The sequence below is a fragment of the Lientehia hominis genome (assembly GCF_021044755.1).
In the GTDB taxonomy this organism is placed as follows: Bacteria; Bacillota; Clostridia; order Lachnospirales; family Lachnospiraceae; genus Lientehia; species Lientehia hominis.
Window position 1 is genome coordinate 284,227 of sequence record NZ_JAJNOR010000001.1, and the last position, 13,530, is coordinate 297,756.

12 protein-coding genes and 1 pseudogene are annotated in these 13,530 nt (G+C 47.0%); 3 read left to right on the forward strand and 10 right to left on the reverse strand.

The window, feature by feature from the left end; translation table 11 throughout:
• Positions 1 to 6: 6 nt before the first annotated feature.
• From pdxR to LQE92_RS01315, 6 genes are all read right to left on the reverse strand, one after another.
• Positions 7 to 1,428, reverse strand: a complete 1,422-nt coding sequence (gene pdxR, locus LQE92_RS01290) for a MocR-like pyridoxine biosynthesis transcription factor PdxR (protein ID WP_231061205.1) — start codon at positions 1,426 to 1,428, stop codon at positions 7 to 9.
• Positions 1,429 to 1,440: 12 nt separating this feature from the next.
• The gene (locus LQE92_RS01295) at positions 1,441 to 2,070 is read right to left on the reverse strand and encodes an SGNH/GDSL hydrolase family protein (RefSeq protein ID WP_231061206.1); all 630 of its coding nucleotides are present in this window, start codon (positions 2,068 to 2,070) and stop codon (positions 1,441 to 1,443) included.
• Between the two features lie 81 nt (positions 2,071 to 2,151).
• A complete protein-coding gene (locus LQE92_RS01300) occupies positions 2,152 to 3,813 on the reverse strand; it encodes a glutamine--tRNA ligase/YqeY domain fusion protein (RefSeq protein ID WP_231061207.1) in 1,662 nt (553 codons plus the stop codon).
• 104 nt (positions 3,814 to 3,917) lie between these two features.
• Positions 3,918 to 4,412, reverse strand: coding sequence for a PaaI family thioesterase (locus LQE92_RS01305; protein ID WP_231061208.1), 495 nt, complete (start codon positions 4,410 to 4,412; stop codon positions 3,918 to 3,920).
• A 26-nt stretch (positions 4,413 to 4,438) separates the two neighbouring features.
• On the reverse strand, positions 4,439 to 4,846 hold the full coding sequence (locus LQE92_RS01310) for a GtrA family protein (protein WP_231061209.1): 408 nt from the start codon (positions 4,844 to 4,846) through the stop codon (positions 4,439 to 4,441).
• A gap of 31 nt (positions 4,847 to 4,877) precedes the next feature.
• The gene (locus LQE92_RS01315) at positions 4,878 to 7,022 is read right to left on the reverse strand and encodes a DNA topoisomerase (protein ID WP_231061210.1); all 2,145 of its coding nucleotides are present in this window, start codon (positions 7,020 to 7,022) and stop codon (positions 4,878 to 4,880) included.
• A 177-nt stretch (positions 7,023 to 7,199) separates the two neighbouring features.
• Between LQE92_RS01315 and LQE92_RS01320 the strand changes: the two genes are divergently transcribed.
• On the forward strand, positions 7,200 to 8,459 hold the full coding sequence (locus LQE92_RS01320; protein WP_231061211.1) for a Y-family DNA polymerase: 1,260 nt from the start codon (positions 7,200 to 7,202) through the stop codon (positions 8,457 to 8,459).
• Here LQE92_RS01320 and sigG read toward each other — a convergent pair.
• The gene (gene sigG, locus LQE92_RS01325; protein ID WP_231061212.1) at positions 8,444 to 9,226 is read right to left on the reverse strand and encodes an RNA polymerase sporulation sigma factor SigG; all 783 of its coding nucleotides are present in this window, start codon (positions 9,224 to 9,226) and stop codon (positions 8,444 to 8,446) included. The two genes, LQE92_RS01320 and sigG, sit on opposite strands and share 16 nt — an antisense overlap.
• Before the next feature lie 510 nt (positions 9,227 to 9,736).
• Between sigG and LQE92_RS01330 the strand changes: the two genes are divergently transcribed.
• Both LQE92_RS01330 and LQE92_RS01335 read left to right on the forward strand, forming a co-directional pair.
• Entirely contained in the window at positions 9,737 to 10,186 is a 450-nt protein-coding gene (locus LQE92_RS01330) for a MarR family winged helix-turn-helix transcriptional regulator (RefSeq protein ID WP_231061213.1), read from the forward strand.
• Positions 10,183 to 10,872, forward strand: coding sequence for a hypothetical protein (locus LQE92_RS01335; protein ID WP_231061214.1), 690 nt, complete (start codon positions 10,183 to 10,185; stop codon positions 10,870 to 10,872). The genes LQE92_RS01330 and LQE92_RS01335 overlap by 4 nt, the downstream gene beginning before the upstream one ends.
• Positions 10,873 to 11,127: 255 nt before the next feature.
• Here the strand turns inward: LQE92_RS01335 and LQE92_RS01340 are convergent, their stop codons facing one another.
• The 3 genes and pseudogenes from LQE92_RS01340 to LQE92_RS01350 all read right to left on the reverse strand — a co-directional run.
• Positions 11,128 to 11,826, reverse strand: coding sequence for a hypothetical protein (locus LQE92_RS01340; protein ID WP_231061215.1), 699 nt, complete (start codon positions 11,824 to 11,826; stop codon positions 11,128 to 11,130).
• A gap of 79 nt (positions 11,827 to 11,905) precedes the next feature.
• Entirely contained in the window at positions 11,906 to 12,646 is a 741-nt protein-coding gene (gene sigE / locus LQE92_RS01345) for an RNA polymerase sporulation sigma factor SigE (protein ID WP_231061216.1), read from the reverse strand.
• A gap of 58 nt (positions 12,647 to 12,704) precedes the next feature.
• Positions 12,705 to 13,526 (reverse strand): annotated as a pseudogene (locus LQE92_RS01350) (sigma-E processing peptidase SpoIIGA); the annotation flags it as partial.
• Positions 13,527 to 13,530: the final 4 nt, after the last annotated feature.

Genomic DNA, 13,530 nt, shown 5'->3' on the forward strand with positions numbered 1-13,530 from the left:
CAGATTTTATTCACTAAAGGCGCGGCAAAGTAAATCCGCGCCTTTTTCTATTTCCTCCCTGCTAAGATTTGCATATCCCAGCAGCACGGTCCCGGATCTGTCTTTTTGGATTTCCTGTGGCGAATTTCCGTCTCCGATACCAAATTCTGACAACCCGTATACCCGCACTCCGGCCTCCTCCGCCAGGGAGACCAGACGCTCCTCTGATACCCCCCGCACGCTTTTTAACAGTATATGAATTCCGGCATGCTCTCCGCTGATGGAATATTCCTTTGCCAGAGGCAAAAGTGCCGTGAGGAGGGCATCATGCTTCGCTTTGTAAATTCCCCTCATCTTGTTCAGATGCCGCTCATAATAACCATTTTCAATAAATTCCGCCAGAATCCGCTGATCGATCCTAGACACTGTGGAGGCATAGAAGCTGCACGTCCCTTCATATTGTTCCAGGAGAGGCGTCGGAAGCATCATATAGCTGACACGGATAGCCGGAGCGACCGCCCTCGAAAATGTGCCAAGGTAGATAACGCGTCCGGCCGTATCCGCGCTCTGCAGGGAGGGAATCGGCTTTCCCCGATAGCGGAATTCACTGTCATAGTCATCCTCAATGATATACCGTCCTTCCTTTTCAGCGGCCCATGACAAAAGCTCCATGCGTCTGCGGATGGGCATGACGATCCCCGTCGGGAACTGATGGGACGGCATCACATAGGCTATGTCCGCGCCTGACACAGCCAGCTTCCTGATATCCATCCCGTTCTCGTCCATCTCCACTGGGACCACAAGATGTCCCAGTCGGTCAAATACCCGGTATGCCTGCCGGTAGGTGGGGGTCTCCATGGCGATAACATTCTGATTTCCAAACAGCTGGTTCAAGAGCATAAGCAGATATTCGTTCCCTGCTCCGACAATCAGCTGTTCCGGCCGGCAGGTCACCCCTCTTGCCCCGTATAGATACGTGCAGATTGCCTGCCTGAGTTTAAGATCTCCTTTATTCTCTCCCGCAGAAAACAGTTCTTTATTATCTCCGTTTAATATATTCTTAGACAGCCGCCTCCAGATTCCATATGGGAAACTCTCCAAGTCAATTCCCCGCAGGGAAAAATCACAGATCCACTTCCTATCTTTCTCCTGTTCTCTCTCCCCACCCGGCACCGTCTGTCCGCCCAGGTCGAACAATGCTTCCAGTTCTGACACGTAGTATCCCCGGTACGGCTCCGCTTCCAGGTAGCCCTCAGACAAAAGCTGGTCATAGGCCATCTGCGTAGTACTTCTGCTGACTCCCAGATGCTCCGCCAGTTTCCTAGTAGAAGGAAGTTTCGTCTTTGCCGGCAAGTTGCCCTGTTTAATCTGTCTTTTTATATACACATATATCTGTTCATAAAGAGGTCTGTCCCCCGAATCATTTAAGGGAACGGTCAGTTCATACATCTTTTTTTCCTTTCATGGTTCGTCTTCTCCATCTTTATATGCCATAAGCCAGGCGGCTGCTAAGACCGCGTGGCCTTTCTCCTTTAAATGAATGCCGTCCGTTGTCAGTGCCTCTGCTCCATAGTGTTTCTGCGCCTCAGAAAAAACATCCCAAAGTGGGACAAATCCAGTATCATAAACTTGAGAGAGACGCCTGACCTGACTGCGGAACCTTCCAAGCGGCTCCTTCCAAGTCAAATACTCCATAGGCTTTGGGAATACAAACGGCTCCATTAGTATGATCTCAGCATCCGTATGCTCTCTGGTCTCCAGAAGCAGCTTTTCCAGATGGGCTCCGAATCCCTCCGCTCCACAGCCTCCCGCACCTCCTATATGCATATACAGGTCATTGATGCCCACCAGGACGGTCAGCACATCCGGCTTCAGGCTGATACAGTCCTCCTTCCACCGGCCGAGCATTTGAATTGCCGTAAAACCATTGTGTCCCCGATTGTATACACATATCTCCTCATGGCAGGACAATTGCTCATAGATCATTCTTACATATCCGAATCCCAGCTCCCCCGGACGGTCATCAAAGAGTCTGTCGCAGTCGGTGATGCTGTCACCTGTGAATACCAGGCGCTTTTCTGCCTCTGCCATGGCAGGCCTCCTCCTTTATGCGAAACATGCCGCAAAACACCTTGTGTCCTGCGGCATACTTTTTATTTTATCGATAAATTCTCATTTTTCAATTTTGAATGAACTCTTCAAGGATACGATCCGGTTGAATACCAGATGTCCCGGCTCTGAATCTTTGCTGTCCACACAGAAATATCCGTTTCTCACGAACTGAAAGCTCTCCGGAGCCTCTGCACCAGCAAGTCCCGGCTCTAGATAACAGTCTTTAAGCACTATCAAAGAATTGGGATTCAGGTTCAGACTGCCATCCTCTTCATTATAAACACCCTTTTCTTCATCCACAATATTCTCATAGAGCCGGACCTCCGCTTTCACCGCATGCCGGGCAGATACCCAGTGAATCGTGCCCTTCACTTTTCTTCCTGTGAAACCGCTGCCGCTTCTCGTCTCTGGATCATAGGTACAGTGAACCTCAGTGACGTTTCCTTCTTCATCCTTAAGCACCCCGGTACACGTTACAAAATATCCGTTCATCAGACGAACCTCATTACCGGGGAACAGCCGGAAATATTTCTTCACCGGAACTTCCATAAAATCTTCCCGCTCAATATAAAGCTCCCTGCAGAAAGGCACCGTTCTCACTCCCAGCTCGGGGTTCTCCTGATTATTCTGAACCTCCATATATTCTACCTGGTCCTCCGGGTAGTTGTCAACGATGAGCTTCAGCGGATGCAGCACCGCCATCATCCTTGCTTTCTTTAATTTCAAATCCTCCCGGATGCAATACTCCAGCATAGGCATCTCACAAACGCTATTGCTCTTGGACACCCCCGCCATTTCCACAAATCTGCGGATGGACTCCGGTGTATATCCGCGTCTTCTCAAGCCGCTGATAGACACAAGCCTCGGGTCGTCCCAGCCATCTACGATTCCGTCTTCCACCAGCTTTTTGATATAACGCTTACCAGTAACAACGTTTTTCAAATACAGCTTCGCAAATTCAATCTGCTTGGGCGGATGGTCAAATTCACATTCCCTCACCACCCAGTCGTATAAGGGTCTGTGATCCTCAAATTCCAGCGTACAGATGGAATGGGTGATACGCTCCACTGCATCTTCGATCGGATGTGCAAAATCATACATGGGATAAATACACCATTTATCTCCTGTATTGTGATGATTCATATGTGCCACCCGGTAAATGACCGGATCACGCATGTTGATATTGGGAGAAGCCATATCAATCTTGGCACGGAGCACCTTTTCTCCATCGGCATACAGGCCGTTCTTCATATTTTCAAACAGCTCCAGGTTCTCTTCTTCTGTCCTGTTTCTATATGGGCTGTCCTTGCCCGGCTCCGTCAAAGTTCCCCTGTATTCACGAATCTGATCAGCTGTCAGATCACAGACGAAAGCTTTTCCTTTTTTGATCAGTTTTACAGCACATTCATACATGATATCAAAATAGTCCGAAGCAAACAAAAGACGGTCTTCCCAGTCCGCCCCCAGCCATGCTACGTCCTCTTTTATGGATTCCACAAATTCACTTTTTTCCTTTGTAGGGTTGGTATCATCAAAACGTAGGTTGAATTTCCCGTTATATTTCTTTGCCAGGCCATAATTCAAAAGAATCGATTTGGCATGTCCGATATGGAGGTAGCCGTTTGGCTCCGGTGGAAATCTCGTCTGCACATGGTCATAATATCCATCTGCCAGATCCTTATCAATTATCTGCTCGATAAAGTTTTTTGTCTCGTTTTCCATAAAAGCCTCCTGCTGATTCGTAATTTCGATAATACCGTATCTTATACTTTTACAGTATCTCCAATTTTTTCTATCATACCACATAAATCCATTTTGTAAAATACTTATTTCCTAATCCTGAATACCGCCGTTGCCAGGGCCGCTGTCTTCCCGTTTTTTGAATTGACCGCTTCCGCAGTCAGATTCGCGAGACTCCGTCCGATCCGCACGGCCTTCGCCGTCACAAGGAGCCGTTCACCCGCCGGGACCGGCCGCAGATAACTGACTGTCATGGAAACAGTGGCCGCGTTCAGACTGCCGCTCAAATAGCGGGCAGTCATACCGCAGGTGGTATCCATGGCTGCGGCGATCATTCCACCATGCATGGTGCCACCGGCGTTCAACTCCCACTCCTCCACCTCATAGGCCAAAGTCAGGGTCTTATCCGCTTCGCTGCAGGCTACAAAGGACTTTTTCATCATATCATGGATCCTTGGCTGCGGATTCTCCTGGCCTTCCACCGCCCGCCGTATCCCCTGCTCCATGGCTGCCTGCCGTTCTTCGTCCCCCGCATCATAGGTCAGCCTGTTTTTCTCTTCAAAAAGCCTTCGATAGTCCATCTGTTCTCTCCCTCTGCCGCACTGTATCATTTCTTCTGGAATACAAACAGCTTGCTGAACACATAATTTCCTATCATGACCACCACCTGGCTCACAAGCTTCGCAATCTTATCATTGCCATGAAGAAGCGTGACCAGGATATACATGACAGCCATATCCATCAGAAGCGTCGTCAGCCTGGACGTGACAAAGCGTGCCGCTTCGGAAGCCTTGTTCTCATTTTGGCTCTTAAAGACAAAACGCCGGTTGGTCACATAAGCAAACGCCACCGCACCAATCCAGGACAGTACATTGGCCGCCTGGAGCTGCAGGCCGTTTTCCGGATCCAGAAATGTAAATACGCATCCATAATATATAGCAAGGCTTACCGCTGTCGTCAGGACTCCTACGATAAGATAATTGATTATCTCTTCATATTTTCTGTATGATTTCATACATTCTTTCCACATTGTCATCCACACTTTCTTACTTTGCCTGTGTTGTTTTAGACTCGGACTTTTTCCGTCCCTGTGTCCGCCCGGCCCTGCTTCGGCCGCTCCCGCTGTTATCTTTTTTATAGTATCCCTCAATCCGGCTGTAGCAATCCCTCACCATGACACTGTTATTGAGCCGCATCACATTTTCCGTCCTTCTGGTCACGAAATCCTTGAGCTTCTCCATATATGCCTCCTCGGTTATATCGCCGTCGGCCACATAGGTCAGGCCCTTTTCCCAGCTGGCAGTCAAATCCGGGTTTAAAAGAGGACGGATGGACATGTAAACGGTATCGTGTATCACCTCTCCCAAAAGAGTCGGTGTAATCACCTGCGTCTTTTTATTTAAAGAAAGATACTTGTTGTTCACCAGCTTCTTTAATATCTCAGCCCTGGTCGCACTGGTACCGATACCGCTCCCCTTTATCTGAGCCCGCAGTTCTTCGTCCTCGATCAGCTGTCCTGCATTTTCCATGGCCAGGATCATGGTTCCAGATGTATATCTCTTCGGCGGCGATGTCTCCCCTTCCTTAACGGTCAGCTCTTCTACCGGGAACTTGTTTCCCTTCGCGAGTTTTTTCACCGCTTCCAAAAACTCCGGATCATTGATATCTGCTTCCTGTACATCCCCGTCTTTTTTCCCGGCTTCCTCTTCTCTTGATTCCTCCTGCCCAGAAGAATCCGGATTGTCTTTCTTTTCTTCCTTTGATTTTGTACTCTGGGGGTATCCGGTCACCTCCAGGTACCCTTTCTCCAAAAGTACCCGGAAATTAGCAAAAAAATGCTCTTCCCGGATGACAAGTTCCAATCCAAATTTTTGATAGACGGCGGCAGGATAAAACACACTGAGAAATCTCCGCACGATGGCCTCATATACTTTCACCGATACGGCCGGCATACTTCTCAGCCCTCCGATGCCTTGTCCTGTGGGGATAATCGCGTAATGGTCGGTGATCTGCTTGTCGTTCACATATCTTGTCCGGGCGATTCCTTTATAACTTCCGGTCTCCAGAATATGCTCCGCAAATCCCGCCACTCCCGGAATGGACTGGAGCCCCCGGATATTTTTATGTATTTCTTTTGCGACGGCTGTAGACAGCACACGGGCATCCGTCCTGGGATATGTCACCAGTTTTTTCTCATAGAGCTCCTGTACTACCTTAAGCGTTTCGTCCGGACTCAGCTTAAAACGCCTGGAGCAGGTATTCTGAAGCTCCGCCAGATTGTATAACAAAGGAGGGTTCTTTTTCTCCTTCTTTTTTTCTATGGAAAGCAAAGTGGCTGTGACCGGCTGTTCTTCACTCAGATGCGCGATCAGCTCTTCCGCCTTTTTCCGTTCCAGAAATCCATTGTCCTTATACAGGAAGGGAGAGGCGAAATACCGGCTTCCCTCCACCGCACGCCATTCTGCATCAAATGCTTTGCCGTCACAGGATACTGAGGCCAGAACACGAAAGAACGGAGTTTTGACAAAGCTTCTGATCTCCCTTTCTCTGCGTACCGTCATCCCCAGCACACAGGTCATCACCCGGCCCACGCTGACCACCGTCCGGTCCGATCTCATACAGTTAGAAATCACATTCCCGTATTTCAAAGTCAGCAGACGGGAAAAATTGATTCCCATGAGATAGTCTTCCTTCGCCCTCAGATACGCAGACGCGGCCAGATTGTCATAGTCACTCAGATCCTTTGCCGTCTGGATTCCCTTTCGTATTTCTTCTTCCGTCTGAGAGTCAATCCAGACCCTCCGCCTTGTCTTTCCGTGTACACCGGCCATCTGCTCCACCAGGCGGTAGATATACTCTCCTTCCCGTCCGGAGTCAGTACAGACATAGATCGTATCCACGTCCTTCCGGTTCAGGAGACCTTTAACAATCTGAAACTGTTTTTTCACATTCCCGATCACTTCATATTTAAAAGCATCAGGAATAAACGGCAGAGTCTCCAGGCTCCACCGTTTGTATTTTATGTCATATTCTTCCGGATAACTCATCGTGACCAGATGACCTACGCACCATGTGACCACAGCTTCTTCTGATTCCAGATAGCCGTCTCCCCGTTTGGCACTAACCTTCAGCGCTTTCGCAAACTCCTGGGCCACGCTGGGTTTTTCCGCAATATAAAGTGCTTTTCCCATAAATCCGAATCCTCCGATGGTCTCTATCATACCATAGGAGTTCCATTTACACAAGAATTTTTAGGCGTTGTACAGAACATACGTTTGATTTTCTTTTCTGTTTGTGATATACTGTTTTCACAGCGTCGACAGACAGGGGACAGACGCGAAGATATTGGAAAGGAGACGTCTGCAACCATGAATATGCCTCTCTATTTTCATATTGATGTCAATTCTGCATATTTAAGCTGGACCGCTGTTCGTGAACTGAAGAACGGAAATGCTCAGGATCTGCGTCTTATCGCTTCTGCCATAGGCGGCGACCAGGAAAAGCGGCACGGTATCATCCTGGCCAAATCTCCTCTCGCCAGGGCCTGCGGTATCCGAACCGGTGAACCGGTAGCTTCTGCCGTAAAAAAATGTCCCAATCTAAAACTGGTCCCGCCGGATTTTGAACTCTACGATACGAATTCTCGGGCATTTCTGGATATCCTCAAACGTTATTCTCCATTGGTGGAACCGTTTTCCATCGACGAAGCTTTTATGGATATGACCGGAACTGGGCTTCTGTATGACAGTCCCGTATCCGCTGCCGAATCCATCCGGCAGACCATCAAAGAGGAGCTGGGTTTCACGGTCAATATCGGTATTTCTGAAAACAGGCTGCTCGCTAAGATGGCCAGCGATTTTGAAAAGCCGGACAAAGTCCACACTTTGTTTCCGGAAGAAATCGCGGAAAAAATGTGGCCTCTTGACATCCGGGAACTATATATGGTAGGCCGCTCTGCCGAAGCGACTTTAAGAAAGCTCGGCATTCACACCATTGGAGATCTGGCAGCCAGCAATCCCGCCACTATAAAAGCTCATCTTAAAAAACATGGAGAGACCCTTTTTCGTTACGCCCATGGTCTCGATGACGGCCAGATGCTTTCTCCGGCTTCCAAAGACAAAGAGGTAGGTAATTCCACTACCCTCCCCCATGATGTGGAATCCGCCGATGAGGCTAAAAATATCTTGCTCTCCCTCTGTGAGACTGTATGTACAAGGCTGCGCCATGACGGCCTTCGCGCATCCTGTGTTTCTGTCAGAATCACAGATTGTGAGTTTGTAAGTCATACCCACCAGAGGATTCTGCCCGTGACTACCAATGTGACAGGTGAGGTCTTTTCTGTCGTCACCTCTCTTTTCAGCGAAATGTGGGACGGTACGCCCATCCGCCTGCTCGGTGTCCAGGCCAGCCATATCACGGAAGCTTCTTACCGGCAGTACAATCTGTTCGATTCCGGAAAAATCGATAAAATGGAAAAGCTGGACTCCGCCATCGATGAAATCCGAAAAAAATTCGGTGAAGACTCCATCAGGCGTGCCAGCTTTCTGAACAGTGAGACTAACCATATGACGGGACGGCTTTCCAAAAACAAGCGAAGAATAACCTCCATACCTCAGGAACTCAGATAATTCTTCATGATACGCAGTGCGTTCTTTTCCAGACGGCTGACCTGTGCCTGGGAAATCGCGATTTCTTTGGCTACTTCCATCTGTGTTTTTCCTTCATAAAACCTCAATTCAATGATATGGCGTTCTCTCTCCGGAAGGCGGTTCAGCGCTTCATTTAAAGAAATCTGTTCCACCCATTTTTCTTCTTTGTTTTTTTTATCACTGATCTGGTCCATGACATAGAGGGTATCGCCTCCGTCTGTGTAGATTGGCTCATAAAGACTTACCGGACTTTGGATAGCATCCAGAGCATATACCACTTCTTCCCGGCTCATTCCCACCTCTTCAGCAATCTCCATGATCGTCGGCTCCTTGGAATTTTTCTTCATCAATGCCTCTCTGGCATAAATCGCTTTATATGCTGTATCCCTCAGAGAACGGCTCACCCGGATGGAGCTCCCGGAATCCCGGAGGTAACGGCGTACCTCGCCCACGATCATCGGAACCGCATAGGTCGAAAATTTCACCATCATATCTGGATTGAAATTATCGATTGCTTTCATGAGCCCAATACAGCCAATCTGAAACAGGTCGTCAATGTTCTCATTATTACCGGAAAAACGTTGAATGACGCTGAGAACAAGCCTCAGATTCCCCTTAATGTAACGTTCCCTGGCCTCCTTATCACCTGCCTTGATCCTCTTGAACAGCTCCTCCTTCTCTTCTGCTTTGAGAAGAGGAAGCTGGGAAGTATTGACCCCGCAGATTTCTACCTTGTATACAGCCATACCTTTACCTCCGCATCATCATTCTATATAGAATGATGCACGGTTTTTCCTGGATTTATACTGATACTTTATCGTAAAAAAAAGGAAATAGAAAGGTATCAAAAAGGCCTTGACAAACATGAAAAACATTGATTAATAAAGGCTTTTGGAATCATTTTGGATGTCTCCCTTCAAGCTCCGGCAGAAGTTTCCGGCCGTCATGTTTTCAGTCCGCCGGCGATGCAGAGGCCGCTCTGAAGGTTTCATAACGGACAAAAGTTTGCCTCGACGCAGTGACAAGAGCTGGAAGGCGGATTTAACAATTTTTTGGCTATTGAAAAGTTGTGAATTTTGAAAGTCCCTGCGAACACTGATTTCTCGTAGACCAAGCTGCTTAAAACAATGATGATTTTTACTGGTTTGGTGCCCAGGTTTCCTGTGGCGATATAAAACGATTCTGAAAGGCATTGACGCAAGTATGAAATCGTACTACAATATTAAGTATGATTTCATACTTAAGGGAGAGTAACTATGAGGTTTGAAAAACATCCCGTTCTGCAAGAGTTTGACCGCTTGAATAATGCGATTGATGAGTTTTATCACGAGATTGCTGCAATGCAGGGACTTTCCGATAGTGCTTATGCGATTTTGCAGGCAATTCTCGTATTAGGAAATGGCTGTACGCAGACAGAAATTTACAAGTACACATTCTCAAATAAGCAGACCGTGAATTCATCGGTAAAAAAACTCAATCAAGATGGATTGATTGAATTTCAAGCAGGTGTCGGGCGAGAATTAAAGATCTATTTGACAGCTAAAGGTGACACACTTGTGAGGGAAAAGATATTACCCATCGAACAGGCGGAAAACGAAGTTTTTGAGGAAATGACAGATAATGAGCACCAAGAGATATTGCGTTTAATGGAAAAATATCTGATATTGTTTCGCAATAAAATTGAGACACTGCAAGGGGGACAATGATGACACACAAAATAATCAATACAATCGGATTAGGCATTTTAGGCGTTGATCCCTTTACAGCAGTCTACCTTTTGTCCATGGGACTGCGGCAAGAAAAGAAGTCAAATATTACGCTGTTCTTCCTCTCATATGCGGGATTCAGCGTTCTGATCGGAGCCGTACTTTCCGCCATCTTTGGGACTGCGGCAGTGGATATTCTCAAAAACATGGTGCCTGGGGACAATAGCCCATTTTGGGCAGTTTTGGAATTTGCGGTATCCGTTTTTATTCTGGTGTGGGTGCTGAGAAAACTTTTTGGTGTTCACAATAAAAAAGAGGAAAAGGAGAAAAAGGCTGTTGATGGGACTTGGATCAAGTCCCTAAGCACCGGATTTGTATTTGCAATCTCTTGTTTTACCGATCCCACTTATTATGCCGTTATCCTCTTGGGCGGTGAGGCAGGGAACTTTCTGACTGCAACGTTGCTCTTGATGATTTGGTTTATAGTCAGTCAGTTTATGGCACTGATCGTCTATGCTGCCAACAGCTTAAATCTTCTGGATAAGTTGGTTGCATTTGTTGATAAGCTGAAAGAGAAAAAAATAAAGCCTATTACCTATATTCTCTATACCATATTGGTAATCATTGCTATCGTATTGCTGGTTGATACAGGATTTTATTTATTTGACGGTAGATACCTGTTTTGATTACTTTTTATCGTTTTCAATCTCTTATCCATGGTGTGAAATAGAGGACAATCGTTGCGATTTTTTCTCTTAAAATCACCAAAACTCTACAAGACAAACTTATACGGCGATATGAGAAGATACAAGCTTTTTCCTCAGGTTTATAAACACATACTAAGGCTTATAAGACGATTTTCGTCTATAAAATTAATAAAAAATAAAAAATCAGACGGACAGCTGTTCTTTCGCCGACCGTCTGGTTTTCCTTTTTAGCCATCATCTGGACATATTCACAACTTTTCCATCCAGAGCTTCCATCTGCTCATCACTTATGACATACAGATTATTTTCTTTATCATAATCCAGTGTTACATCTACAGTAATCTTCGTCCCATAGGTCACAGCTGATACACTTTCTTCCAGGGCCTCCGTGACAGCCTCACCATATGCTTCTTCATATTCTGTGTCGCTGTATTCATCGAATTCTCCGTTTTTTGCCCGGTTATTAAAGCTGTCAACTGCTGATTGAAAAGGCTGCCGCACCGTTCCGAAGAAATCCACCGGTTCTATCTCCACCGTGACCGTATAAATATCTCCGTTTCGGACCACATCCACCGCTTCATACTTCGCCTGACCGTAAATAGTCTTAGCCACCTGTACAAGCCGCTCAGTCAAGGATATGCTGACCACATCGGACTTAATGGAAAGCGCCTCTTCAATAGCCACCGCAAAATCCTGTGTATTCGCTTCATAGATATTCTGAGCCTGTTCCTGGTCGGAGCCCGTTATCTCTATATACTTATCATACTGCCCAAGATAGTTGGCATCCATGATACCGATGACATATTCCTGATATACTTCTCTGCCGCTTCCTATACTATTTCCATCCTTGGAGCCACAGGCTGCCAGGCTGAGTACCATACAAGCCGCCGCGATACATGCCGCCGTCCTTTTCCATATTGCATGTGTTTTCATATTGAACTGCTTCCTCCTGAGTCAATCGAAAATTTCCAATTCCCACCAAGCACAAAATGCCTTTACGATTATACCATATTTATTCAAATCGTACAATTTCTTTTTTTAACTGGTGGATGATTTTCTTTTCCAGCCGGGAAATATAGGATTGGGATATGCCCAGCAGGTCGGCCACTTCTTTCTGGGTCATCTCATTGCCGTCGACCGTGTTGAGCCCAAACCGGAGAGAGACGATCTTTCGCTCTCTTTCATTGAGCTTTTCTATGGCCAGGTTCAAAAGTGATTTCTCCACCTCGTCTTCAATCCCTTTTGAGATAACGTCCTCTTCTGTCCCCAGTATGTCAGACAAAAGCAATTCATTGCCGTCCCAGTCCACATTCAGAGGTTCGTCAATGGAAATTTCCAATCTGGTCTTGCTATTTCTCCTCAGATACATCAAAATCTCATTTTCGATACATCTGGAAGCATAGGTCGCCAGCTTGATGTTCTTGCCGCGGTTGAATGTATTGATCGCTTTAATGAGGCCGATGGTACCGATGGATATTAGATCCTCGACTCCAACACCGGTATTGTCAAATTTTTTCGCTATGTATACAACCAGCCTCAAATTGTGCTCTATCAGAGCTGCTTTCGCTTCCTTCTCCTCTTCTGTTCCCAGCCTCGCGATCATCATTGCTTCCGATTCCGGTGAAAGCGGGGCAGGAAGCACATCGCTTCCCCCTATGTAATGAACCTCGTTCTTCTTCGAAAATAAAAGGCTCCTCATGCTGGAGATGATTTTCAGTTGAAACCTGCTGGGAACCGATACTTTGATGACCATGACTCTTCCTCCTCTTCCTTTCACACGCTGTAAATCCGGCAAAATCGCCGTGCAGAATCAACTGATAGCTTCCATCCCGGGATACGCTTCCTTCCTTAAGGGCCACCATGACCGGTCCTTCTGTCCGGTGCCCAGAAGCTCTTTCTTCCCCTCTCACGACCAGGGCATCCAAAAGCTTCCCTTTCAGGAATCCACTTCCTCCAATAGAGCTGTAGGGGATTAAAAAAAAGCCGCTCTCTTCCTCCGGTTCCGGAAATAATGGCCGCAGAAGTTCCTCTTCTCCAATGGAAACCGGAAGCCCGGTCGTCGGCTCATACAGACGGTTTCCTGTATCCACAAGAGCTGTAACTTCCACTCTTTTCTCCTTACGGCAAAGTACTACCCGGCAAAGCCCGGTTCTCTCCCTGCGCAGGCTTCCCGCAAAGGCAAGAACCTCCTTTCCAACGAAAAAAGCAAACACAGCCAGAAAAAAAAGCACCAGCAGGCTCCCACCATAGGCTTCTCTGCCTATCAGAAGCTCCCGCACGACATATCCCATTCCCGTATGGTAATACAGCTGATTCAGGAAACCTCCCGTAAATATGGAAACCACAGCCAGTCCGGCAGAAGCTTTTCCCAATATACGCCATCCCTTAAGTCCAAATGCTATCCTGCACATGAAAGGGCCAATCAGTCCATAGGTGATCAGAAGCTCCGCCCATCTCGGAAAAGGCGGAAGAAGTACGAGCACACAGGACCAAACTCCCCCTGCCGCCGCTCCTAAAAGCAGCTTCAGCCCTTTTTTACTGTATTTGAACCACATCCCCGTAAATAACAGAAGTCCTGCATTCATCCAAACATTTACTGCAAACAGCACGTCTATGTATAATTTAATTTTCACAGGT

What these genes read in the sequence shown, in the direction of transcription:
- pdxR (WP_231061205.1), bottom strand. Translation starts at nt 1,428, where the DNA reads ATGTATGAACTGACCGTTCCCTTAAATGATTCGGGGGACAGACCTCTT.
- LQE92_RS01295 (WP_231061206.1), bottom strand. Translation starts at nt 2,070, where the DNA reads ATGGCAGAGGCAGAAAAGCGCCTGGTATTCACAGGTGACAGCATCACC.
- LQE92_RS01300 (WP_231061207.1), bottom strand. Translation starts at nt 3,813, where the DNA reads ATGGAAAACGAGACAAAAAACTTTATCGAGCAGATAATTGATAAGGAT.
- LQE92_RS01305 (WP_231061208.1), bottom strand. Translation starts at nt 4,412, where the DNA reads ATGGACTATCGAAGGCTTTTTGAAGAGAAAAACAGGCTGACCTATGAT.
- LQE92_RS01310 (WP_231061209.1), bottom strand. Translation starts at nt 4,846, where the DNA reads ATGAAATCATACAGAAAATATGAAGAGATAATCAATTATCTTATCGTA.
- LQE92_RS01315 (WP_231061210.1), bottom strand. Translation starts at nt 7,022, where the DNA reads ATGGGAAAAGCACTTTATATTGCGGAAAAACCCAGCGTGGCCCAGGAG.
- LQE92_RS01320 (WP_231061211.1), top strand. Translation starts at nt 7,200, where the DNA reads ATGAATATGCCTCTCTATTTTCATATTGATGTCAATTCTGCATATTTA.
- sigG (WP_231061212.1), bottom strand. Translation starts at nt 9,226, where the DNA reads ATGGCTGTATACAAGGTAGAAATCTGCGGGGTCAATACTTCCCAGCTT.
- LQE92_RS01330 (WP_231061213.1), top strand. Translation starts at nt 9,737, where the DNA reads ATGAGGTTTGAAAAACATCCCGTTCTGCAAGAGTTTGACCGCTTGAAT.
- LQE92_RS01335 (WP_231061214.1), top strand. Translation starts at nt 10,183, where the DNA reads ATGATGACACACAAAATAATCAATACAATCGGATTAGGCATTTTAGGC.
- LQE92_RS01340 (WP_231061215.1), bottom strand. Translation starts at nt 11,826, where the DNA reads ATGAAAACACATGCAATATGGAAAAGGACGGCGGCATGTATCGCGGCG.
- sigE (WP_231061216.1), bottom strand. Translation starts at nt 12,646, where the DNA reads ATGGTCATCAAAGTATCGGTTCCCAGCAGGTTTCAACTGAAAATCATC.